The organism is Stenotrophomonas bentonitica (genome assembly GCF_013185915.1).
GTDB classification, from domain to species: Bacteria; Pseudomonadota; Gammaproteobacteria; order Xanthomonadales; family Xanthomonadaceae; genus Stenotrophomonas; species Stenotrophomonas bentonitica.
Window position 1 is genome coordinate 949,277 of sequence record NZ_JAAZUH010000002.1, and the last position, 23,685, is coordinate 972,961.

Sequence of the window (23,685 nt, forward strand, 5' to 3'; positions counted from 1 at the left end):
TCCTTGTCTCGTTGTGAATCCTGGCGGGGGCGCGGCTGCGCCTCGGGCTTCATGGCTGCAACCGTCCGGCGAAAACAATTTCCCCGCTGCTGCGCGGCTTCCTCGCGCAGCAAATTGTTTTCGCCTCCCGGCTCTCCACTGCGTTTCGACCGCAAGCGGTGCAGCCAGCCCGTCCCCCGCTGGCCGGATCACAACAAGGACGCGATGGGCGCGAACCTTGTTCCACCGAAAGGAGAAATCATCATGGCCAACATCGGCACCTTCACCGCAGACAAAGACGGCTTCACCGGCACGCTCCGCACCCTGACCCTCAACGTCAAGGTCAAGCTGGTTCCCAACGACAAGGGCAGCAGCGAGAACGCCCCCGACTTCCGCCTCCAGGCCGCCGGCCACGACATCGGCGCGGCGTGGAACAAGACCAGCGAGGCCGGGCGGGAATACAAGTCCGTGACCCTCGACGATCCTTCGTTCCCGGCTCCGGTCTATGCCCGCCTGATCGAAGGCGAGGACGGCACGCACGACCTGATCTGGTCGCGCAGCAAGCCCCAGGCGGCGTGACCGCCGCAGCGCCCCGTCCATTGCGGCGGGGCGCTGCGCTATCACTACGTCCCATACCAGACCGAGATAGGCAGTGGCCTTTTTCGGGTCGCATCTTCATGTTGGGAAGCCAGCACCAGCGGCTGCGATCAAAGCATGGCGTTTCGGCGCGTTGCGCCACCGGGCTTTGCGGGCTGCGCCCCGTGCCGTCTTTGCCGTCACGGCCATTCGACTCCAATCCCTCACGCCTTCGCGCCTGCGGCGCTGCGCGCTACGCTTGCCTCCAGGGGATCGGCGCAAGGCCCATCCCCGCCGCGCTGCACTTGGCGCCCCTTGAACACCGCCGAACCGGCCTGCGCCGGATCGACCCCGCCCAGCCTACGGCAGGGCTGCCGCTGCGAGCTGGCTTTCAGCCTCGCTCATCAGCACCGCCGTGCTGCATTCGAGCGCGCCGGCAATCTTGAAGATGATCGCCAGCGTTGGCATGTGCTCGCCGCGCTCGATCTTGCCCATGTGCGAACGTTCGACGCCAGCCAGGTGCGCCAGCGATTCTTGCGCGATACCGCGCTCTATCCGCAGCGCACGCACCGCAGCGCCGAAGGCGTGAGCCAACTCGGCGTCATGGGTGGTGGAGCCAGCCGGTCGGCCGGGCTGGACGGATCGCTTCTGCATGGACAGAAGCGTCGATTCGCCGCACAATTAAAACCACGTTATCTTTAACTCATTCATCAAAACCCCACCGTTTTACGCTTCTGCAGAAATCCGTATTTACGGACTCCGACAAAGGCGCAGACCCACGGAATCACAATCGTGTTCATGCCCAAATCCGCCGATACGGTTTTGCGCCTTCACGCTTTGGCGGATTCGTGCAGCCGACGGGAATCGCCATGAATCCGCTCATCACCGAGGACGACCGTGTGTGCCTGCTGGCCCACGGCCAGGCCCGCGCCGCTGGCCGGGCCATCGACCCGGTGCCCGTGGTCCGGTTGTTCACGCCGGACGCGCATGTGACTTGGCTGCTGGCCGCGCTCGATCCCGCCGATGGCGACACCGCCTGGGGACTTATCGACCTGGGGATCGGTATACCGGCGCAAGGCACCGTCAAGCTATCCGAGCTGGCCGGCATCGTCGGGCCGCGCCAGCAGCCCGTGATGCGTGACCTCTATTTCTGCCCAACGCGCACGCTGTCGGAATACACCCGGCTGGCCCAGCGCGACGGGGCTATCCCGGACTGAACAAGGCTGACTGTGATTTTTTCAGTCTGGTGTCATGCCGGTCAGGTCTCAATCGGCATTCTTGCGGCATACCCCGGCCAGTCTGATCGAAACAGTCATGATGCGTGGCGCGGGTTGCGGCAGGCTGGACAATGCAGCGCTCCAAGTTCGGAGTGCTGCCGCCGCCGCATTGAGACAAACACTGCTACGCATCGGAGCCATTCGGTCTTGACCCCTTCCACCTATCTTGAACCTCCAAATTTTCCAACGATGGCGATGTAGCGCGTAGTCCCTTCCGTGACGGCGAATCCTGTTCTCAGGGAGGAGGCGCCATGGTCAATCCCCATCACCTCGCGCACTGGTATCCCACTGCGGCGTACCTGTTTGTCCTGTGGCTCGATGCGCTCGCGCTGGCTTGGGAATACCTGCGCAGGAATCCCGACTACCGGCTTGACTGGCTGCGCCATCATCGCCGGCTGCAAGCTGCGCAGCAGGCGGCTCAACGCTGGGGCTTGCGCTTGCTGGAAGACCCAGCCCTGGATGCGCGCGACGCGCATCCGGCCTGGCTGCCCGGCTCCGATGCCGTGGTGCAGCTCTACCCGGATGCCGATCCACCACTGGACGCCGCCGCGTTCGCGTTCTGGCACATCCCCGGCCACAAGCACCTGCTGCATGATGGCAAGGGCCTGGCGCTGATCGCGCGCAGTCCTGGTCGCTGCCTGCGCTTCGCGCTGGCGCCCGGCCTGCAAGACGGCATGGCCGTGGTCCATGCCTATCGCGGCGGCACTACCGCGCCTGCGCGCGGCTATGCGCCGGGCGCAGCCATTGCCGATGCCAAGCCCAGGCCAACACCGGCCGCGCTGCTGGAACTGCATACCCTGCAAGCGCTCGACGCCACCCTGGCGGGCGCGTCCTTGCGCGAGGTCGGTGAAGGCTTGTTCGGCGTGGATGCCTTGGCCGATTGGTACAGCGACGGTGGCCTGCGCTCGAAGGTGCGCCGTCTGGTGCGGCGAGGCGATGCAATGATGCGCGGCGGCTATCGCCGGATAGCACAAATTTCGCCGCTTGAGAAGGGTCGTTCTGATGATGGCGCAAAACGACCCTGAGCAGAACAGCTTGGTTTTCTGAGACTGCCTCCATCCGGTTGCGCTGTGTGGCCGGAGCTTTGAAAGCTATGGAGGTTTACACCATGCGTCCCGCTCCCTTGCGGCCTGCCGCCACTGCTGTCGCTGCGTCCATGCAGCCTCAACGCTACCTGACCAACGACGAAGCTGCCGAGTACCTGCGCCTGTCGCCGCGCACCCTGGAGAAACAGCGCGTGATCGGTGGTGGCCCGCGCTTTCGCAAGTTCGGTCGCCGCGTCATGTACGCCGTGGCCGACCTCGACATATGGGCGGCCGACCGCAGCTTCGAGACGACTTCCGATCCCGAATACGCCGAGCATCATGCGGCGGACAGCCGTGCGCGCTGAACGCTGGCGCGCAGGTGGCCTTTGCCATGTCCAGCCCTGCGCTGCCGCACCGGCAGCAGCCGATGCAGGAACGCGAACAGCTCGACCTGTTCCGCGCCTTGCCCGGCGACATGGCGCCGCGCGACAGCCAGGATTTGATGGCCTATCCGTTCTTCTCGCTCGGCAAGTCCAAGCGGGTCAAGCCGATCGACTTCCGGGCGGGCAACATCACGATCCGCGTGGAAGGCACGCAGGAGCACGGTATCGCCACTATTTGGGATGCGGACGTGCTGATCTGGGCGGCCTCGCAGATCGTGGAGGCGAAGGACGCGGGCCTGCGGCCCTCGCGGCTGATGCGCGCCACGCCCTACGAGATCCTGCGCTTCATCGGGCGCGGCAAGTCGCTGCGCGACTACCAGCGCCTCAAGGCCGCGCTGGATCGCCTGCAATCGACCACGGTGGCCACGTCCATCCGCGAGACGACCGGGCGGCGCCTGAACCGCTTCTCGTGGATCAACGAATGGAAGGAACTGGCCGATGCCAATGGCACGCCGCTGGGCATCGAGCTGATCCTGCCGGACTGGTTCTATGCCGGCGTGCTCGACGCCGCCCTGGTGCTGACCATCGACCCGGCGTATTTCCGGCTGACGGGTGGCATCGAGCGGTGGCTTTATCGCCTGGTGCGCAAGCATGGCGGCAGGCAGGCGCACGGCTGGCAGTTCGACTTTCGCTACCTGCACCAGAAATCGGGCAGCACCGCGAAGCCTTACGACTTCGCCTGCGACCTGCGCGCGCTGGTCGCGCGGCAGTCGCTGCCCGGCTACGTGTTGGGAATCGAGCGGATGCCGGACGACGGAACGGAATTGCTGACCTTCCGGCCCGTGCCGCAAACGGCACGGGGATAACTCCGGGAGAGCCTGTGAATGGTGTCGTGCTATCAGGCGTGCGGGGTATCGTGCTATCGGGCGTGGGACTATCGTGCTATCAGGCGTGCCGATCGGCCGCAAACCCGCGCCAGCATTGGGTTTGCGCGCCCTCTAACTTCCCTAACTTAATCTCTCTAACTTTTAGTAGGGAAGCGCCGCTGCGGTGGACAACCGCCACGCGGCCAGAAACGGCAGGCAATCACGACCACCAGATAACAGGTTTTGCAAGCGAATGGAAGCAAGGCTTTCCAGCACGGAGGGCCGCGCCATGATCGTCGCTCTGCTCAACCAGAAAGGCGGCGTGGGCAAGACCACGCTCGCCACGCACATCGCTGGCGAGCTGGCGATGCGCGGCCAGCACGTCGTGCTGCTGGACGCCGATCCGCAGGGTTCATCGCTGGATTGGACGCAGCGCAGAAGCCAGCAAGGCTTGCCACGGCTGTTCAGCGCCGTGGGCCTCGCACGCGAAACGCTGCACCAGGAAGCGCCAGAACTGGCCCGTCGCGCCGATCACGTCGTCATCGACGGCCCGCCGCGCATCGCGGCGCTGGCGCGCTCCGCGCTGCTGGCGGCCGAGCGCGTGCTGATCCCCGTGCAGCCCAGCCCCTACGACCTGTGGGCCAGCGCCGAGATGGTGGCGCTGATCCGCGAGGCGCAGGTGTTTCGGCCTGCATTGCGCGCGGCCTTCGTCATCAACCGGCGCGTCAGTACCACCGTGATCGGGCGTGAAGCACGCCAGGCGCTCGCTGACCAGCCGCTTCCTGCGCTGCGCGCGGAAGTGCATCAACGCATCGTGTTCGCCGACAGCGTGGCCGCTGGTCGGCTTGCACGCGAGACAGCGCCGGACAGCGCCGCCGCGCGCGAAATCACTGCGCTGGTGGACGAACTGCTGCGGTGGACGCCATGAACGCGAAGCCGCCACCGAACGGCAAACGCACGGCCAAGCGCGTCGGCATCGGCGCGCGTCCGCCCGCGAATCCACACGCCGAGGCTTGGATTCGCCAAGGCGATGCCGATGCGCTGAGCAGGGGCGACCTCTACACGGCTCGCCTGACCCTCGACATCACGCCCGCGATGCGGGCGCGCATCAAGGTATCTGCCTTTACGCAAGGCGTGACTGTGGCCGACCTGCTGCGCGGTCTGCTGGAGCGCGAGTTTCCAGAACACCGCAGGGAGAACACCCCATGATTGCATTCGCTTCGTCTGCCGCTGTCGCGGTCACGGCTGCGCCGCTACCATCACCGGCCGCGCTTGCTGGCCAGCCTGCCAGCGCACCGCTGACGCGCGTGGCGCTGGCCTACATCGAGCCACGCTTCAAGCTCTATCTGCGCTTCGGCGAGCCGGCGCGCATCATCCGGCTCGACCGCTGGCGGCGCTGCGCCGTATTCCTGCCGAACGCGGTTCTGTGCCGTGTCCGCTGGCAGGCCAACGACTACGGCACCGTGCGCTGGCAGCTCATGATGATGCAGGCTTGCACGCCGCTCGATGCGGCGCAGCGCATTCCTGGCGTGCAGCCGGGTGCGCGCCTGCTGCTGCACGCCGAGGGCGAGAACCAGGTCCGTGCCGTGCTGGAACGCATCGACGCCATCGAGGCGCTGGGCATCGCGCTCGTCGCTGTCTCGCCCGCGTACTGGCGCACGCTCGCCAACCGGCTCGCTGCGCGCCTGCCACTGCCCGAATACACCGCAGAGCGGCACGCCGCCTGGCTCATAGGGAGGGCACTGCCATGACGCTTCCATCCGCCATTGCCGGTGCAGCGGGCATTCCGCCACGTCCTCGTTCGCGCCTGCGCGCTCGCCTCGTGCTGGCGGGCATATCCACCTGCGGCCTCGCTGCGCTGGCCTGGGCGTCCTTCGTGCATCCGCTGCCGCGCCTGATCTACAACCCGTCCGATAGCGTGGCGGTCGGCTGGTATAGCGTCGATCCGCTGGGCCACGGCACCGGCTCGCAGCCACGTTCCTTGTCCGTGGGCAGCATCGTCCTGACCGCGCTGCCGCCAGACGCCGCCGCGCTGGCCGCGCAGCGCGGCTACCTGCCGGCGAGCGTGCCGCTGCTCAAGCGCGTGGGCGCCGTTGCGCCGCAGGAGGTGTGCATCACTGGCCGCATCGTCCGCATCGACGGCGTGCCTTCGGCCGCCGTGCTGCCCGCCGACCGCTGGGGCCGGCCGCTGCTATCCTGGCAGCAATGCCGTCACCTCGAACCCGGCGAACTGTTCCTGCTCAGTGTGACCAATCCGGCGTCGTTCGATAGCAGGTATTTCGGGCCGGTCAGCGCATCCGTCGTGATCGGCGTCGCGCATCCGGTCTGGCTGGAGTCCCGCCCATGATGGCCGCCGACTCGCTGCACGTTGCCGTGCAGTTCATCGTGCCATAGGGCGTGTCGTTCTGCTGGCCGTCGCCGTGTCGTCGCGCGTGCAGTGCGGGTGCCAATACTTCGCATTGGGCACCGCACTTCGCGCTGCCTCCGGCGCAGCCGTCCAACGTGCAGGCGTCTTGCCACGAACACGGCTGGCCTACGGCCATCGCCGTGTTCGCCGGCGCGCTGGTTGCTCGCGCAACAGCGCTGCCTGGCCGCCGCTGCCCGGAGCGCCAGCGAGGGGCAAAGGCGGAAGGCAAGACAAAAGGACGCGGCACCGGGCCGCGTCGAAAGCCAGTCTGCACGTGGGGGTGGCGCGGCACGCATCGGCTTCGCCGCCGTGCCGCGTGGGGCGCGGGGCCCGCGCCGATGCAGGCATGTCCGCGTGCTTCGCACGCCCGGACACGCCATAGCTTGCAGGGAGAGCGGCCATGACCGACCGCCGCGACGACGATTTCCGGGTGCGTCCGAGCGCCCCAAAGAACCGAGGCAAGGGCCAGGGCCAGGGCTTCGTCTCCAAGGTGCTCAAGCAGGCGGGCAAGGCCAGCGGCGGCAAGTCTTCAGTGCGCCGTCCTGGCGGCAGTGGCAAGGGCTCCGGCCAGCGGCCCGGCTCGCGCCTGGGGCGCGGCCATACGGCGGCGCGCTTCGCCGGCGCGAAGCTGACGCCCATGTCGCGGCGCGTGACCATCAAGACGCTGCTGGTCAATCAGCGCAACGCCAGCCCCCAATCGCTGGCGAAACACCTGCGCTACATCGGGCGCGACGGCGCGGGCCGCGATGGTGAACCGGGCCGGGCCTACGGGCCGCAGACCGACGAAGCCGACCTTGACGCCTTCAAGGAGCGGGCCGCCGACGACCGGCACCATTTCCGCTTCATCGTCTCCCCGGAAGACGGCGCCGAGCTGGACGACCTGCGCACCTACACCCGGCATCTGGTGAACCGCATGGAAGCCGACCTGGGCACGCGGCTGGATTGGGTGGCAGTCGATCACTGGAATACCGACAACCCGCACACCCACCTGATCGTGCGTGGGCGCGACGATACCGGCAAAGACCTCATCATCGCGGGCGACTACATCGCCCACGGCTTCCGCCATCGGGCCGCCGAACTGGCGACCGAATGGTTGGGGCCGCGCACCGAGCTGGAGATCCAGCAGACCTTGACACGCGAGGTGAATCAGGAGCGATGGACGAGCCTGGATCGCACGCTGCAACGCGAGGTCGGCGAGGGTGGCCGAGTGCAGATCGAACACTTCAACGAACCCCGGCTGCAACGCCAGCGCCTGCTGCTGATCGGCCGCCTGCAACACTTGCAGTGCCTGGGCCTGGCCGACGAGACGCAGCCGGGCACTTGGGCTGTCCATGCCGATGCGGAGAAAACCTTGCGCGCCCTCGGCGAGCGTGGTGACATCATTCGCACCATGCAACGGGCCATGCGCGGCGAGCTGCGCGAGCTGGCGGTGTTCGAGCCGGGAGACGATGGCCGAACCATTCTCGGGCGCGTAGCCGCGAAAGGGCTGGCCGACGAGCTGCGCGACCGGGGCTATCTGGTCATCGACGGTGTGGACGGCAAGGCCCATTACGTCGCGCTCAACGCCCGCGACGAGCCGGCGAACTATCCGGCCGGCGCCGTGGTGGAAGTGAAGGGGGCGGCCGACGTGCGTGCGGCCGATCGCAACATCGCCGCGCTGGCAAGCGGTGGCCTATACCGCACCGACCATCACCTGGCCGTCGCGCAGGGTCAGGCCGTACCGGGCCGTGATCCGCAGGAGGTCGTGGCAGCCCACGTTCGCCGGCTGGAAGCCCTGCGCCGCGCCGGCATCGTGGAGCGTGTGGCCGAGGGGCTATGGAAGGTGCCTGGCGACCTGCCAGAACAGGGTCGCCGCTACGATGCGCAGCGCCTGGGCGGCGTGGCCGTGGAGCTGAAATCGCATCTGCCCATCGAGCGGCAGGCCCGTGTCATCGGCGCCACCTGGCTCGACCAGCAGTTGATCGGCGGCGGCTCGGGCTTGGGCGACCTGGGCTTTGGTGGCGAGGCCAAGCAGGCGATGCAGCAGCGTGCCGACTTCCTGTCCGAGCAGGGGTTGGCCGAGCGGCGAGGGCAGCGCGTGATCCTGGCGCGCAATCTGCTGGGCACGCTGCGCAATCGGGAACTGGCGCAGGCGGCCAAGGACATTGCTACCGAAACCGGCCTGGCGCATCGCCCGGTGGCTGATGGCCAGCGCGTAGCCGGCATCTATCGGCGCTCTGTCATGCTCGCCAGCGGGCGCTATGCGATGCTCAATGACGGCATGGGCTTCAGCCTCGTGCCGTGGAAACCCGTGATCGAGCAGCGGCTGGGCCAGCAGCTCGCCGCGACGGTACGTGGCGGCGGCGTGTCATGGGAGATTGGAAAACAGCGCAACCTCACTATTTGAAAAATTCTCTCGCCCTCGGATTCAGCGTGGCCCTTCTGCTTCAATCGGGCGTTTTCAGTACCTCAACGTATCCAATCAGCTCGGCCGAATAGCTGCCATCTCCATTGGCCGCGCCCTTGTGTTTCAACTCACGTTGCAACGTTGGCTCCACGGTGTGGGCAAACAACGCCAGCCGCTGCTCCGGTGTAAAACTCGGCGAGATCGCCGATGCTTGCAGATACCGTTCGCATTGCCGCTCAATAGTCGGCACCCGTGTCCCGTCCTGCTTGACTGCGATGGGCTGCACCACCACACGGCGCTCACCGTTGCCGGCAGATGCCTCCACCATCCACAAGGACAGCAGCACCGGCTCGTCAACATCCCCAGCCACCGCAAAGCCGATGTCTTCGGGCGTCACGCTGCGCCAGCGGCCCAGCTCTTCCTGTACCAAGGGGTGATCCAATCCAATCAGTTCCAGATCGTCCCTGCTGGTGGCGGTATCGCGGTTCAGTGTGAACCGTGCACGGCGCGTGCCATCCACTGTCACAAGGTCGTAGGTTTCTTCGTCCACCTTCAGCAGCTTCTGCTGGCGGTCTGCCACGGCCGCCGACAGAAAACGCACCAGCCGATCCAGGCTGGAGGACACATCCGAGAAGGGCTGGTAGTCATCGAGGCTGAAACCGTCAAGGTCTTGAAACAGGTCGAACACCACCTGCCGTGCCTCGCGGGAATTGGACAGTGCCGCTTCCAGCTCCACCTGTGTGCGTTTCAGTTCAGGGTCAGACAGCGCCTCCTGGTACAGGCGGTCGTAGTTCAACCGTTCGGAAAGCTGTCCCAGAATCTGCGCCCGAAGGTCTTCGGCCACATTGCCCTGGTCATCGACTTTGCCGACCGTGCGTGCAATTTCAGTCAACTTCTCGTCCAGCAGCAGGAAGATGCGCCCCTCGATGGTGTCCGACAGCACGAGGTTGTAGACCTGCGCCGTGTGGTTCTGTCCATAGCGGTGAATGCGCCCGATGCGCTGTTCCATGTCCATCGGGTTCCACGGCAGGTCGAAATTGAACAGAATGCGCGCAAATTGCAGATTCAAGCCCTCGCGGCCAGCCGCTGTACACACCAGCACACGTGGCCCGTCTTTCAGGCGGAACTTCCGCTCTGCTGCCAGCTTGGCACCGTGATCGCCGCCACGCAGCACCACCACGCCCTGGCCGGGATAAGCCTGTTCAATTTCGCGGGCAATCAGATCGACCGTGCCGAGGTAGGTGGCGAAGATCACGATCTTTTCATTGGCGTTCTGCCGCCACAGATGCCCCAAACCATCGAGCAGCTTTTGTGCCTTGTTCTCGCGCTGCTGCGGGAAGATGCGCAGCAATTCACCAATGCGCAGGCGCTCCTCGGGCAGATGCAAATCCACCACAGCAGACGCTGCCTCCTCGGCGTGCGTAGCCGAATACTCGCTGCCATAGGGGTCGGAGGCCATTTCCAGCGCCTCTTCATCCAGCTTCTTCACCAGCCGGTACTTTAGGTCCGCCAACACGCGATCCACCTCGCTGCGCCCAACGCTGTCGCGCGGCAAGCCAAATTCCTCGTGAATCAGCTCGCGTGCTTCCTCGGTCAGGCGTTCGCGGCCTTCGATGTCCAGCTCCTTGTCGCGCAGAAATGCCTCGTGCAGCGTCAGCATCAACAAGCGGCGCTTGAGCGTGCGGCGCACGGCAGCAAAGCTCGATGCCGCGATCTTCTGGAAGATCGCCATCAAGAAGCCCAGTGCGCGCCCCTGGTTGCCCTGGCGGCGGGCCAGATCGAACCCGTCTTCCAGGTATTCGCGCAGCTTCTCGTAAAACAGCCGCTCCTCCTGATTCATCAGGAAGGACTCGGTATGCACCCAGCGCCGGGCAAACAGCGGTGAGCCATCGGGCTGGCAGGCATCGGCCTTGGTACGGCGGAACATCACCGTGTTCAGGCGATGGCGATTTTCCAGCATGTCCTCGGGACTGCCAAACAGCGTGGGGTTCAAAAGCTGCGCCAGCATCCAGAACTGGAAGTGATTGCCTTGGTGCGGCGTAGCAGACAGAAGCAAGAGATCCCGCGCGTGATCCTTCAGCGCTTCGGCCAGCTTGTAGTTTTCCGTCTTGCGCACCTTGCCGCCCGTGCGGTGGGCAGTCAGGTGATGCGCTTCGTCAAACACCACCAGATCCCAGCGTGGCGCATCCAGCAGGCGCTTGATACGGGCAGGGCGCTTCAAGGTGTCGATGCTGGCAATCAGCCGGTCGTGTTTGGCGAAGGCATTGGTCTTGCGGTCGGTGACATCGCCTTCGGAGCCAAACACCTCGAAATCGAGGTTGAACACCTCGTTCAATTCGCGGTGCCAGTTGTTCACCAAGCCTGCGGGCACCACCATCAGCGCCCGGGTCAACTCGCCCCGGCTGGCCAGTTCACGCAGAATCAGCGCGGCCTCGATGGTTTTGCCCAAGCCCACCTCGTCGGCGATCAGGTAACGCCGTGGTGATGCAGTCGCAATGCGGTGCGTCAGCACCACCTGGTGCGGCAGCAGGTCAATGCGCGCCGAGGTGAGTGCCGAGGCGCTTTCCATCACCGGCAGTGCGTGCGCCTCGAAAGACAGCCAGGCCTTGCGTGCCCGGTCTGAGCCGCCTGCTACCGATTGCAGAATGCGCTCGGTGCGGGTGCGCTCACGGCGTACCGAACTGGCCGGCACGCGGCGCTCGCCCACCACCCCGAAGAACGCGCGCAGATAACCATCGTGCGCGGGTTCGAGCACCACGCCTGGACCGAATTCAGTGTGGGTGATGCGCTCGCCGGGCTGAAACGAATCCTGAAAATCGTCTGCTTGCACGCGCTGGCCTCAAGTAATCCGCAGGTGAAACAGGCCGGCCGCTTTCGCGCCCTCGCGCAGCAAAATTTCCTGCGGGTACTCGTTGGCCTCACCCCACAGAAGGCGCCCAAAGTCGAGTAGTTGCCCCCGATGCGGCGCTTCGCACAGCCAGGTCACTGCGTCGGTGGAAGCCTGCACGCGCAAACGGCCTTGGCCCTGCGGCAGCCAGAAAATCAAGGCGGCTTCGCCTGCGTATTCATCCTGAAATGACAGGATGGCGCGTTTGATCGTGTCGCCCAGCCAGATTTCGCCTTGATCGGGTGCCAGCAGGTCCAGGCTGCCTTCCAGCCCGGCCACCACCAACGTCTGCCCGCCGTTGCTGGGCAGATCATCCGGCCAGCCCTGCGCACCGGGGGCGGCGGCCTGCAAAAACTGCCGCAGGCTCCAAACCTCGCCCGCCGCGCACACCGTGTTGCGTGCCTCCTCATCCCACAGCCAGCTGGTGCCGCGCCGTTGCCATACCGTATCGAGCACCTGCCTCATTGCGTGTACTCCTCATCGTCATCGAACAGCGAAACCTGCTGCGGCTTGGGCGCCTGGCTGGCTTGCCAGGTGGAGAAGATCGCCACCGCGCGCGACGCCGCGTTGCGGGTGGTCTGATCCGAGCCGTTCTTTTGCAGCCATTCCAGCAGCGGCTTGAGCGCTATGTGCGGCTTGAAGTTGTCGTTCGTTAACGTGTCCGAGGCATTGATGCCGCTGCCATCGACACAGGCACCGATCAGCACCATCGCCTGATCGAGATCAGAGGTGAGCTTGCGCCTGTGCTTACCCGACCAATCGCGGGCGAAATCGAGCGGATTGGTGCGCGTAAACACCTTCTTCTCTTCGATGCACCAGCCACGCTGTACAAATTCATCCGGCGTGGTGATGGTGCCGCGCAGAAACTTCTGCAACTGGTCGCGCTTCATTTCAGTCGCAGCCCCGAAGGTGCGCAGGAACTGTCGTGACATCGGTTCGGCATTGACCGGCGGCGGTTCCTTGCCCTTGTCGGCGTCTTCGTCGATGAGTTGGTTGATACCGACCAGCGCGTCGCGGACGGAGATGGTGCGGCCTTCATCCACATAGACCTTGCCGTAGTGGCGAGAGAAGTATTCCAGAGCCTTGCCGCGCCGGATGACCTGAATGTCGGCGGCGGGCAGACCTTCCTTGGCGTGATTCTCCAGCATGGCTTGCAACTGGCGCACATCGGCCATCACCTCGCGGCGCATGCGACCCCAGCTCACCGGCTTGGGCTCCTCGGTGCGCTTGCGGCAGACGTGGATGATGTCGAATTCAATTGTTCTGGAACCGAACTCACCATCGCCCTTTGTTTCGTCGGAGCGGATGGGATAGGTTGCTTCGAGGTAGTACCCTGCGTCGAACAGCGACTCCAACACCGCCACCCAGGGCTCATCCTCGCTGTGGTGGAAGGTGAAAGCTAATATGCCACCGGGTTTAAGCGCGCGATGTGCCTCACGCCAGCACTGAGTCAACAACCGCTGATAAAAGCCATCCGGATCTTCGGGCTCGCGGGCGCGATTGGCGACGGCCTCCAGCGATTTTGGCGTGTATTCGGCGCTGAAATATTCCGGGTATTTACTCTTCAGCACCAAACGAAGCCAGACGTAGAAAAAATCAGACAGCTCCGAGTAATGGAGCAGTCCTCCGAAAGGAGGGTCAGTAATGACTAAATCAAGGCTGGATTCGGCGTACTGCTGGAGATCTGTTGAGGATCTGCACAATACATCTGCACCTGTAAGTACATCGCCAAGAGCCAGTTTTGTCGATTTCCCTGATGTTTGCGAACCAATGCTGGGAAAATTGATGTTAAGTCTCTCGTTGCTCACCAGTTCAGTCGGTGAGGCCAGCCAATTTAGTGCGTCCAGCAATGAATCGAGTGACGAATTCCAGTTACCTCGCCCGAGATGGGCGAAAACGCTGTTCTCTACAACCGTAGACTTTGGGTGGAAATTTTGATTGCTCAGGCTTGGGGCAACACAGTCTTGCTGAATGTCCCAAAAACACATCATATTCTGATGCTGGAGGTATCTGTGAAACGCACCGAGGACGAACTCCCGCACACCCCATTCGTGGTCTCCTGCTGTTGCGATAGCCTTTAACAGTAAGGCATGAACCAAACGCTGCCGTGGGCTGAACATCGTCCACCAGTGGGTGAAACCGTGGTTCGGCACACCTCCTTGCAGGTGATGGGTCATAAAACCGTAAGGAAGCTCGGATCGCGGCCAATAGTCCTTCAAATCAGCGTCCTTGCGCTCCTCCCATTCCGCTAAAACTGCGTCGTACTGTCGAGCATGTGTTCTATCGTAGGCTGCGAAAAAGCGACCACTGTAGGGCTTTCCTGCCGCATCGCGCTTCGGTGCGTAACCCTGTACTGCATAGGCCGCCATCGGCCCCGTCTTGCCAGTGGCCTTGATGGTGGTCAATACGTCCTGCACCGTGCCGCAAGCCGCGCAGGCGTAGTGCGATTTCTTAGGCACCGTGCCCCTCGACGGCGCGAAGGTGGCGCCCGTTTCCGGGTCGGTCACTTCATTAGGCAACGCGCCGCGCACTTCCAGTAGGCGAATATTCGCAGCGCGTGCCGCATCCCACCGTGTGGTCGCCGCCACGTCGTCCTGCGCCGAACCGCCGTAGGGCTGGCTATTCGCATCCTGCTTGGCTTCGCCCGCCAGCCATTGCGGATGCACCAGCAAGCTCAGTTCCACCTTCTTGTTCTTCCCCTTGCCCAGATTCGCAAGCTCAGCGTGCCCACAGTGCGGGCAGATCACACCGCGCCTTTTGTCGAGCACGGAGAAAGGGTATTCACTTGGAGCGACAACCAGCGGCGCATCCGGCGCCATCCGTGCGGCTTCCTCCTCAACGTGGAATTCACCGCCGCATTGGCCGCAGGTGTGTTCCCAGTGCTTCACACTGATGGTCTTCACCGCCATCACCGGACTGGTCATGATCGGCGTGCGGTGGCCACAACCGGTGACCTGGCAAGGGCCATGTTTGGCCCAAAAGGAGTAGATGACCTCCGGGCCTTCGTAGCGGTAGTCCTTGCGCTCGCCCTGCGGAATGGTCAGCGGGTCGAAATCGGCAGGCATTGCCTTGTTCGACGGCAGGTGCGTCCATGTGCCTTTCTCGCCTTCCGGGCCGTCGCAGTAGTAGTACGGCATGATCTGTGGCTTGACCTCAGCCTCGATGTCGGCGAGCAGCTTCTTGACTTGCTCAAGATCGACGTTGGCCAGCTCTTGCTTGACCACGAACCACGCGACCGGGTTGAGGTCGTTGCCGAACATCTGCATGCCCAGGCGCGATCCCTCCACCAAAGTGGTGCCGCCACTTTGAACCGCCCCGGGATTCCTGGAGGCTCCAACTCTTGAGAGGATGGAGTCATGAACAAGCCAGTGAAATATTCCCCGGAAGTTCGGGATCGGGCGGTGCGGATGGTGCTGGAGCACCAGGACGGTCACGGTTCGCAGTGGGCTGCGATCGAGTCGATTGCCGGGAAGATCGGGTGCACAGCCGAGACGCTGCGGTTGTGGGTGCGGCGTGCCGAGCGTGATCAGGGGAAGCTGCCGGGCCTGACGACCGATGAGCGGGCGCGGATGAAGGCGCTGGAGCGGGAGAACCGCGAGCTGCGGCAGGCCAACGAGATCCTGCGCAAGGCGTCAGCATATTTTGCCCAGGCGGAGCTCGACCGCCACTTCAAGCCATGACGAGGTTCGTGACCGAACACCGTCACGCCTACGGAGTCGAGCCGATCTGCCGTGTACTTCAGATCGCTCCGTCGACGTACTACAACCATGCGGTCCGTGAGGCCGATCCGGAGCGCAATCCGAACCGCTGGTGGCGGGACCAGGGACTGGAGGTGGCGGTCCGCCGGGTCTGGGACGAGAACCGTCAGGTCTACGGGGTGCGCAAGGTGTGGCGGCAGTTGCTGCGGGAAGGCTGGCAGGTGGCCCGGTGCACGGTGGAACGGCTGATGCGTCGGCTGGGCCTGCGTGGCGTGATCCGCGGCAAGGTGGTGAAGACCACGGTCAGCGACAAGGCGCAACCGTGCCCGCTGGACCGGGTGAACCGGCAGTTCCATGCCGATCGACCCAACGCGCTATGGGTGAGCGACTTCACCTATGTCTCGACCTGGCAGGGCATGGTGTACGTGGCGTTCGTGATCGACGCGTACGCACGTCGGATCGTGGGCTGGAAGGTGTCCAGTTCGATGACGACCGACTTCGTTCTGGACGCACTGGAGCAAGCCCTGCACGCCCGGCAACGGGAGGGCGAGTTGATCCATCACTCCGACCGCGGGTCGCAATACATGTCGATCCGCTACAGCGAGCGACTGGCCGAAGCCGGGGTCGAACCGTCGGTGGGCAGCGTGGGCGACAGCTATGACAACGCGCTGGCCGAGACGATCAACGGGCTGTACAAGGCCGAGGTGATCCATCGGCGGTCGTGGCGCAACCGCCAGCAGGTGGAACTGGCCACGCTGGACTGGGTGCACTGGTACAACCATCAACGACTGCTGGGGCCGATCGGATACATCCCGCCAGCAGAAGCCGAAGCAGCTTACTATCGGCAACAAGCCGGTCAGGCCAAAGCGGCCTGACTCAAACCAAATGGCCTCCAAGAAAGTCGGGGCGGTTCACCCATAAAAATGTCGGCCACCTTTAGGTGCTTGAATGCGCCTTTCTTCTGGTGGTTGGCGTAGTAGTTGTCCCAGACTAATTTTGCCGATTCCGATGGATCGTCCGGGGCTTTCGTCGCTGCTGCGATCAGCAAGCTCCGAAACACGCTTGATGGACGTCGCGCCCACCACTTCGTCATCGTGTATATCGGTTTTCTGCCTGCTCCTGATGCAGTCTCGACCTTCGCAATCTCATTGATTGGGAGGACAGGGAAATCCACCTCAAGGCAGGTCTTGGGGCGGTTGGGGTCGTTGAAATCGACGGTTTCCAGCGCGACTGCCTTTCCTGCACCGACGGCTTTGGCGACTTGCTGTGCAAGTAGTTCTTTTTTGGTGGCCATTCAAGCGTCCTTAATCTTCTTGTGCGCGCGACTGCCTGCGCATGTTTTCTACCGCAGCAACCAAATCAACTTCTGCTTTGGGCGTGGCCCAGCGCGACCAAAAGGGAATCGTTGCACTGCGTGGTTCGTGTTTGGGCTTGGACATCTTGATGCGGGTCGGAAGCAAGGTGGCGTCGCCCACCACTACAGCCTCGCCCACGTCCAGCGTCGGCAGCACCTCCATCAGCCCCTCCAGACTTTCAGGCAGGAGCTGCCTGACCACTGCCTGATCGGTTTTGTTGGCCAGGCGCAAGCTGATGATGTTGCTGCACTGGCTGAGGATAGTTGTACTGACGTCCGAGGGGCGTTGGCTGACTACCATCAACCCAACACCGTACTTGCGTCCCTCTTTGGCGATGCGCTCGAAGTTTTCCAGGGCGCGCTTTTCCATTGGGCCAATGGAGGCAGCACCGCTTGGCAAGTAGAGATGTGCCTCATCACAGACGAGCACGATAGGATGGCGGGCATCACCATCCGTCCCTGGTGAGCTCCAGAACTGGATTTGGTAGACGATTCGCGCAACCAGACCAACGACGACCGGTAGGATGTCCGAGGGCACCTCCGAAAAATCGACAATCTTGATGCCGGGGTTGATGCCATCTTGCTGGATGCCGGTGCCGAGCAGCTTTTCGGCTAGCTGGTGCAGCGCCTCGTAAGTCTCGTATTCTGCTGGAGCTTGATACATGAAGGCATAGCGACGGTCTTTCGTTTTGACACTGATCCTGTTCAGAAATCGCGTCAGTTTTCCGAAAAGCGGCCCCTGCTTTTCTCCCTTGCTTCCTTGCACCATCTCCTTGTCTTTTTCTGCGATAGCCTCAATAAGATCGGCCAACCGATAGGGCACCGGAGTATCCACTGTGAATCCATCGAGCAGATCATGCTTCCCCAGCCCTTCGATGGATTTCTTCTTCAGCTCCACGACCTGCTTCATCAGTTCACTGGCCTGATTGGGGGCGCTCTCTTCAGACCGATCCACGAACAGTGATTGCATTTCGTCGTAATTCAGCAGCCAGAAGGGCAGGAAGATGGCGCCGTCCTTCTTCGCTTTCAGATCGCCGATGCCTGCGATGCGGTAGTGGCTGGCGAATTTCATGCTCGAATATTCGCCGTGAAGATCGAACACGACGATATTCGCGTGCGGCAGTTGTGCAGACTGCTCAAGAATGGAGGCGACGGTGAAGGATTTGCCCGAGCCCGTACTGCCCAGCAACGCGGCATGGCGCTGGAAAAGCTTGTCGCCATCAATGTAGGCGCTGGCCTTGCCATCCAGGGTATAGGTGCCGACCTTGAGCGGTGCAGCCGCGTCCGCCTTGGATGACGCGCTCAAGATGCCCATGAAGTCTTCGAGAGATTTCTCCTCGATAGGGAACACAGGCCGGTTGATTTCCGGCAGGATGAAAACGGCGCGCGTGAAAGTGTCCTTGCGCTGCCCATCCCGGGCGCGATAGGTGCCGACCAGGCTGATCGACACGCCGTTTTCCTCTTGAGGCACGGCAGCCAGATCCGCTGACGGGTCAGCTTCGGGCAGCGTCGGCAGCTCCACTGGATGCCGCCACACCCGCTCGATGATGCCGATCAGCCATTCATCGCCCATCAACTGGATGGCGACCAATCGACCGACGCGCGCCTTTTGCAGGCGTTGACCGTCCGTCACCCGCACGGTGATCCGTGAGGTTTCAACACTGCGGACTTCGCCCAATGACTGCTCGTCGGTGAAATTGAAAATGCTCATCCTCGCCTCACTCCACAAATTTTTTCAGAAAGTCATCCAACTGCCAGAGCGGCTCTGGTGACCGCAGTGCATTCCCGTTCCAGCGACAGACTGCCCCATCCCCATCTTTGAACACGGCAATCACATGGGGGTGTTCGCCGAGGAGTTTTTCAATGTTCGGGGTCGGATCGCGCGTGACAATGATGGCCGGCATGCCTGCGGCCAGACGATGCTTGATGACGCCTTGCAAATGGTCGTCGTTGAAGCCAAATCCGATACACAACAGTGCCTGGGCATCGGTGAGTACCGCATTCATCGCGGTACGCATTTCGTCGAACAACCTATTGACCAGTGCGTCTTGGTACTTTGACGGGCCGGGGACGACAATGGCTCGTTCCGCGATGGAAACATCGTTGAGGGCTTCCACTGGCCCATCGTCCGTTGTCAACCAACTGATTGAGCCATGAGGCTTATATAGACGAACTGTTTTGCAGATGCGGTGATCGACCTGCTGCTGGCGCTTTTCGGCCACCAGAACACGGCTGTACTGCGTTTGGAAGAGCGGCCTGGCACGCGGCTTACGCCGACGGAACCCCGTAAATCCTGTGTCTAGGGGAATTTCTGCCAGATCACAAAACAACTCCAACAACGTGTCGTAGTTGGTTGTAATGACATGGATGCTGTCCGTGTTCTGCGGAGAGCCACTAAACAAGCGGTTCAAGAGGCGTGACGGCGCATGGCCACCGGCGACCTTTTCGCCAAGAATTTCCGTCTCTGCGGCGATGGCTCTATCAAGAATCAGCTTCGCGGTTTCTCCGCGTATGGCTGATACGATCTCTGTCCACTCCGCCATGCCAAGCGGAATGCCGTTCAGGCCAGCTTCCAGATTTGTCTTGATTGCTTCGACTGATTGCGCCCAGGCGTTCCTTGCCCCATCGGTGGACAGGGCATCGTGCACAGCGGTTGCCAAGTGCTCCGCCAAAGCGCCCATACCGGGCAGGCCATAGCCACAGGAGAAGCCAGAGCCGACGAGCAGCACCGGGGTTTTGCGAAAAATCCCTTGGATGTCTGCGAAGAAATCTTCTGGCAATTCGGCCGCTGTCATATCGGCCTACTTCGATAGTTCAACGAAGGGCGACAGCACTTCCAGCAGCGAGAGACCGCCATGCGTCAAGGTTGGGTAGCCGCCTTGGCTGCGCCACTTTCTGCGCCCCAGCGCCAGCAGGTGTGCGCCATGCGGGCTGTCGATTTGCAAGGCGACGGGAGGAACGAAGGGGCCTGCGTCGCCATTGCCTGCCTTGCTGCGACCGCTTGAAAAAGTCTGCTTGAGGTGCGAGGCAACCTCACCATCGGCATCGGGGAAGTAGCCCGTGGCGGCGTAGCCGTGATCGGATGTGATGACCAAGCGCCGCCCAGTGGCGAGGCGCTCAATAAAGCTCCAAAAGTCGTCACTGGAAAGTTGCTGCGCGGCATCTCTGGTCAGCAGTTCCAGACCTTGGCCCGCGCCGTAGTCGTGCAGCTTGGCGTCTGGCCAGTGGTGCCAGAACACCCAATTCTTCGCACCCGAGGCGTTGTCCACCAAGCCCTCGCAGTCCTTCCACGGCAGGTCGATGGTTTCGGTCTGCGCCGGTTGCAGCTTGTGGGCAAAACCGCCGCCATTGGCTTGTAGCTGGCTGCGGCTGGTCAGCCCCAATGCGCGGGCGAACGGGTTGGTTTCACTGGGCAGTTCGGATGCTGTGGCGCCTACTGTGTGCAGGGTGAATCCACGCTCTTTGGCCCCTTGCAGCAGCCAGGGCAGTTCGCGCAGCGAGAGGGCATCCAGAATCAGCACGGCGCGCGCGACGCTGTGGCCATAGCCGGGTTCGCTCCACCAACGCGCAAGCCGGTCTGAGGTACGTTCCACACCACAGATTTCGGGTTGGCCAAAGACCCGCCACAGATCCCAGCCGCTGGAGGCCAGGAACAAATCGAGCTCGGCAATTTCGCGGTCTCGCTTGACCACCTCGCTGGGGGCATTGCTTTCGGCCAGCGGTTTCGAGGCAATCTCCAACACCCGATCGGTAATGATGCGCCACGCTTCTTTGGGACTGTCCTGGGTCAGGCGCTGCAAGATTTGAGCATCCAACGCCATCAGTTGTCCTCCTTCTCAAGACTCAGCTCAAAAGTCATGCCATCAGGCAGCTTCTTGAGCAGTTCCTTGAGTTGCGCGCCCGTAATCTGCGTGTTTTGGCCAGCAGACACCTTGATCGAGACTTCTGCCACAGGCGTGGCCGGGCCAATGCCCCAGCCTTCGAGCTTGCCGATTAGGTTGAGCGGTGAGGTTGGCGGGTTAGAGAGCGGGGTGCGTGATTTGGCGGTGGTACTTGTGCCACCACCAAAGATGTCGCCGCCATTCGGCGATGTGCCACCGCCGGGAGTGTTGTCGCCACCGGAAGGGGTGACGGGCGGAGTGGTAGTGCCGCCACCAAAAGTATCGCCGCCCGATCCACCGTTGCCGCCTGCAGGCGGCTGCGGCGCGGGTGGCGGGGTGCCTCCGGTCGCGAGCACCGCCGAGGGTTCCATCAGGAACACTTCATCAAGCTGACGCCCCGTGTAGGAGAGTTTGGGGCGCAAGCGCCGCCATGCAGTTTCCTCGTCCTCGCCCGCGTGGGTTTGAAGGTGCTCCAGATTGCGCAGGTTGATGGCGATCTTGCCGCGCGCGCACAAGCGCAGGATGCGTTCCTTCATCGCGGTTTCCCCCAGCCAGGGGATGCAATCCTGACCCGCAGGGCGAGGCTCTTGCAGTTCACGCAGCAGCTTGCCGAGGGGGGCGTTCTCCGAGGCGGCTTCTAGAACAAGGTCTTCGAAATCCTCGGGAACAAAGAGGTCGTTGGTCAGGGTTTCTTCGATGCCCTCGGGGATTTGAGCACCTTGCTTTTTCAGGTGCTCGACACTGAACAGGGATTGCTGCGGGTTCTGGTGGTCATAGCGGTGCAGGATGGCAAACCGATCGAAGCGCTTCTTCAGGTTCTCGCGCAGCGTGCCTTCAAATTCCTTATGAAGTTTCTTGTATTCGGGGTTCTGCCCACTCCATTCCTGCGCCTTCATTTCGGCGCGGGCAAGGATGAGGAGGTCGCGGTCCTGAAAGGCGTTGGTGGAGCCGGCACGGGGCAACAAGAAGCGAATGGTGTTGCGGCGCTTTTGCAGGTGGTCCTTGAGCCAGCGGCCCAGTGTCTGATCCATTTTTTCCGGCTCTTCTGGCAGCACCAAAATGGGCAGCCGGTCATCCCAGCGCTCCGGCTGCTCGGCTTCGTCGAGCGATGTCCACGGATCGTTCTGCCACGATTTTGGCAGGGCAATCACTCGGAAGGTTTTAGCGACCTCATCGCTGCCTCCGATGACGTAGCGCACCTGCTTGGCAAGCTGCACCTGATCGGAACCATCGGTGAACAGTTTGTCATTGCGCGCGCAGGCCATCAACTTGGCGCGGGGGTTTTCTTCCTCGCGGAAGACCAACCTCGGGCCATCCTGGTGAATGTTGAAGCTGTTCTCGACAATGGTCGCCAGTTCGACCTGAAAGGCATTGACATCTACCGGCTTGCTGCGGGTGATGTCCACCTGCAACGTGGCCGGATCGGCCCCGGCAAGATTGCCGACGGCGATGGAGCGCAGCCACAGTGCGCTCAGGATTTCTTGCAGGTGTGGGGCAAGGTTGCCGTGGTCGTACACCGCCTCCGTCACCGAAATGATGTTGTGCTGCGCTTTTTCGCGCAGGGTGCGGTGGTGTTCGTTGGACACTGAATCCAGCAGTGCTCCAATGCCCGAGGCATCGTCATCCAGCCGGAAATCAGCCGCAGTGAGCACAGGCACCGCTTCGCCCCGGCTCTTGTAGAGGTTGGCCAGGATGCGAATCATGTCGCGCGTTTCTTGCGCATCCGTGGCGATCAGCACCTGTTCCTCAAGCAGGCGCAGCAAGTGCGGTGCGTAAGGCCAGGACTCGGTGAATTCACGGCGCTTGCGATCCTGCTCGGCGGGCGGCACATCCAGCAGGCGGAAGTATTCGGAGACGTGTTGTGCAACCAGCGATTCGATGGTGCCGTCTGCAATCTGCAGACGGTTGTCGAACAGGCGATGCAACAGCATCCGCCGCCGATCCTGCTGGATACGCTCGGCATTGCCTCCCGCCTTGAAGTCGATAGCCACTGGGTTGACGCGGTGCACCTGCTGGTAAGCATCGCTGCCGCCATTGCGCACGGAGATCACCAACACCAGTAGGTCGGGGCGCTCTTTGGCGATCTCCGACAGGATCTGGATGAAGTTGAACGCCCATTGCTTCCAGGGGTACTGCTTGGTATTGGTCAGGCCGTCGTACCAAGTCTGGAATTCGTCGAGGAGGAGCATCGCAGGCCGATGCTCAAGCAGCTCGATGATGAGCTTGTCCGAGGGGATGTCGGTCTTGGCCGCTCCCATGCCTTCCCACTTGCCTTTGATGAATTCGCCGCGCGGATGGCGCTCGAACAGCAGGTCCCACAGGAATTTATAGCGTTGCCTGTGCAGGCTCTCGCCAATGACCAACATGCCATCGCGCAGTGCGATCTTGCCGATGCTGGGGTCACCCAACGTGCTTGACCAGGAGTTGAGCCATGCGCCCGTCGATGCGGCATCGTTGACTGCGTGGTAGAGCGCTGCCATCAAGTGCGACTTACCCAGGCCGCGCTCGCCGATCACGACCACTGGCCGCCCTTGGTTGGGGCCAACGGCTTCGATGCCCTCCAGTAGATCGTGGGTGGGATAGGTGATCTCCAAGAATGCCTGTGCGGCGATCTGGGTAGCACCCGTGTTCGAGTCGTTGGAAAGCTCAATGGCCGTCCCTTTGAGGCGCTTGCCCCGAAACTCATCCCGAAGAGTCAATCCAAGCATTACTTACGCACTCCATCGTTGGTTTGGCCATTGGCCGCGTGGACACCCTCGCGCGCAGCGTCGAGTCCTTCCAAGGACTGCTGCTTGATCCAGTTGTCAATGTCCGCGCGCGAAAACCGCCACGTCCCTCCAACCTTGAAGGCTGGGATTTTTTTGGCCCCGGCCAACCTGTAGATCGTCCGTTCCGTGACCTTCAGGTAGTCGGCTACCTGCCTGATGGTGAGGATTTCGCCTTCGTTGTTGTCGGTGGGCATCGTG

21 protein-coding genes and 1 other annotated feature are annotated in these 23,685 nt (G+C 62.7%); of the genes, 11 read left to right on the forward strand and 10 right to left on the reverse strand.

All coding sequences use genetic code 11. The annotated features are described in order from the left end of the window. Positions 1–243: 243 nt before the first annotated feature. Positions 244–558 (forward strand): DUF736 domain-containing protein, encoded by a 315-nt coding sequence (locus HGB51_RS15635; RefSeq protein WP_023103964.1) that lies wholly within the window; start codon positions 244–246, stop codon positions 556–558. A 357-nt stretch (positions 559–915) separates the two neighbouring features. Here HGB51_RS15635 and HGB51_RS15640 read toward each other — a convergent pair whose 3' ends face one another. Further along, positions 916–1,209 carry a helix-turn-helix domain-containing protein gene (locus HGB51_RS15640; RefSeq protein ID WP_053506350.1) on the reverse strand — a complete coding sequence of 98 codons (294 nt, stop codon included), beginning with the start codon at positions 1,207–1,209 and terminating at the stop codon, positions 916–918. A gap of 215 nt (positions 1,210–1,424) precedes the next feature. On the opposite strand from HGB51_RS15640, the gene HGB51_RS15645 reads away from it, so the two are divergent. The 9 genes from HGB51_RS15645 (at position 1,425) to HGB51_RS15685 (ending at position 8,899) form a co-directional block, all read left to right on the forward strand. Next, entirely contained in the window at positions 1,425–1,772 is a 348-nt protein-coding gene (locus HGB51_RS15645; protein WP_053506340.1) for a DUF2958 domain-containing protein, read from the forward strand. Positions 1,773–2,083: 311 nt separating this feature from the next. Beyond that, a complete protein-coding gene (locus HGB51_RS15650) occupies positions 2,084–2,857 on the forward strand; it encodes a DUF2285 domain-containing protein (RefSeq protein WP_047289076.1) in 774 nt (257 codons plus the stop codon). A gap of 83 nt (positions 2,858–2,940) precedes the next feature. After that, positions 2,941–3,222, forward strand: a complete 282-nt coding sequence (locus HGB51_RS15655; protein ID WP_023127562.1) for a helix-turn-helix transcriptional regulator — start codon at positions 2,941–2,943, stop codon at positions 3,220–3,222. Between the two features lie 26 nt (positions 3,223–3,248). Then, a complete protein-coding gene (locus HGB51_RS15660) occupies positions 3,249–4,106 on the forward strand; it encodes a replication initiator protein A (protein WP_053506341.1) in 858 nt (285 codons plus the stop codon). Between the two features lie 289 nt (positions 4,107–4,395). Further along, a complete protein-coding gene (gene parA, locus HGB51_RS15665; RefSeq protein WP_013517157.1) occupies positions 4,396–5,034 on the forward strand; it encodes a ParA family partition ATPase in 639 nt (212 codons plus the stop codon). Next, a complete protein-coding gene (locus HGB51_RS15670) occupies positions 5,031–5,315 on the forward strand; it encodes a hypothetical protein (RefSeq protein ID WP_023127560.1) in 285 nt (94 codons plus the stop codon). Before parA ends, HGB51_RS15670 begins: the two co-directional genes overlap by 4 nt. Further along, the gene (locus HGB51_RS15675) at positions 5,312–5,857 is read left to right on the forward strand and encodes a DUF2840 domain-containing protein (RefSeq protein ID WP_023127559.1); all 546 of its coding nucleotides are present in this window, start codon (positions 5,312–5,314) and stop codon (positions 5,855–5,857) included. The genes HGB51_RS15670 and HGB51_RS15675 overlap by 4 nt, the downstream gene beginning before the upstream one ends. Then, the gene (locus HGB51_RS15680; RefSeq protein WP_023127558.1) at positions 5,854–6,453 is read left to right on the forward strand and encodes a S26 family signal peptidase; all 600 of its coding nucleotides are present in this window, start codon (positions 5,854–5,856) and stop codon (positions 6,451–6,453) included. The genes HGB51_RS15675 and HGB51_RS15680 overlap by 4 nt, the downstream gene beginning before the upstream one ends. A gap of 460 nt (positions 6,454–6,913) precedes the next feature. Further along, positions 6,914–8,899, forward strand: coding sequence for a relaxase/mobilization nuclease domain-containing protein (locus HGB51_RS15685; protein ID WP_053506342.1), 1,986 nt, complete (start codon positions 6,914–6,916; stop codon positions 8,897–8,899). Positions 8,900–8,939: 40 nt separating this feature from the next. Here HGB51_RS15685 and HGB51_RS15690 read toward each other — a convergent pair whose 3' ends face one another. The 3 genes from HGB51_RS15690 to HGB51_RS15700 are packed head-to-tail and all read right to left on the reverse strand — an operon-like array spanning position 8,940 to position 15,052. Beyond that, a complete protein-coding gene (locus HGB51_RS15690) occupies positions 8,940–11,729 on the reverse strand; it encodes a DEAD/DEAH box helicase (protein ID WP_070207187.1) in 2,790 nt (929 codons plus the stop codon). Between the two features lie 9 nt (positions 11,730–11,738). Further along, complete coding sequence (locus HGB51_RS15695; protein WP_053506344.1) at positions 11,739–12,251, reverse strand: hypothetical protein; 513 nt, start codon at positions 12,249–12,251, stop codon at positions 11,739–11,741. Next, entirely contained in the window at positions 12,248–15,052 is a 2,805-nt protein-coding gene (locus HGB51_RS15700) for a DUF1156 domain-containing protein (RefSeq protein WP_216666848.1), read from the reverse strand. The genes HGB51_RS15695 and HGB51_RS15700 overlap by 4 nt, the downstream gene beginning before the upstream one ends. Before the next feature lie 90 nt (positions 15,053–15,142). Here HGB51_RS15700 and HGB51_RS15705 point away from each other — a divergent pair. After that, positions 15,143–16,359, forward strand: a protein-coding gene (locus tag HGB51_RS15705; protein WP_425505389.1) for an IS3 family transposase whose coding sequence is annotated in 2 segments (ribosomal slippage) — positions 15,143–15,428 and positions 15,428–16,359 — 1,218 coding nt in all. Because the reading frame shifts where the segments join, the coding sequence is not laid out codon by codon here. Next, positions 15,421–15,537, forward strand: a sequence feature (AL1L pseudoknot). (Overlaps the previous gene by 117 nt.) Here HGB51_RS15705 and HGB51_RS15710 read toward each other — a convergent pair. The 6 genes from HGB51_RS15710 to HGB51_RS15735 are packed head-to-tail and all read right to left on the reverse strand — an operon-like array spanning position 16,341 to position 23,681. Beyond that, positions 16,341–16,778, reverse strand: coding sequence for a DUF1156 domain-containing protein (locus tag HGB51_RS15710; RefSeq protein ID WP_084738887.1), 438 nt, complete (start codon positions 16,776–16,778; stop codon positions 16,341–16,343). The genes HGB51_RS15705 and HGB51_RS15710 overlap by 19 nt on opposite strands. A 10-nt stretch (positions 16,779–16,788) precedes the next feature. Further along, positions 16,789–18,549: an ATP-binding protein gene (locus HGB51_RS15715; protein ID WP_053506349.1), complete on the reverse strand. Its 1,761-nt coding sequence runs from the start codon at positions 18,547–18,549 to the stop codon at positions 16,789–16,791. A 7-nt stretch (positions 18,550–18,556) separates the two neighbouring features. Then, positions 18,557–19,633, reverse strand: coding sequence for an SIR2 family protein (locus HGB51_RS15720; protein ID WP_070207186.1), 1,077 nt, complete (start codon positions 19,631–19,633; stop codon positions 18,557–18,559). A 6-nt stretch (positions 19,634–19,639) separates the two neighbouring features. Further along, positions 19,640–20,659 carry a hypothetical protein gene (locus HGB51_RS15725; protein WP_053506169.1) on the reverse strand — a complete coding sequence of 340 codons (1,020 nt, stop codon included), beginning with the start codon at positions 20,657–20,659 and terminating at the stop codon, positions 19,640–19,642. Continuing rightward, positions 20,659–23,427 (reverse strand): DUF499 domain-containing protein, encoded by a 2,769-nt coding sequence (locus HGB51_RS15730; protein ID WP_053506168.1) that lies wholly within the window; start codon positions 23,425–23,427, stop codon positions 20,659–20,661. Before HGB51_RS15730 ends, HGB51_RS15725 begins: the two co-directional genes overlap by 1 nt. After that, on the reverse strand, positions 23,427–23,681 hold the full coding sequence (locus tag HGB51_RS15735; RefSeq protein WP_023127549.1) for a helix-turn-helix domain-containing protein: 255 nt from the start codon (positions 23,679–23,681) through the stop codon (positions 23,427–23,429). The genes HGB51_RS15730 and HGB51_RS15735 overlap by 1 nt, the downstream gene beginning before the upstream one ends. Positions 23,682–23,685 lie beyond the last annotated feature (4 nt).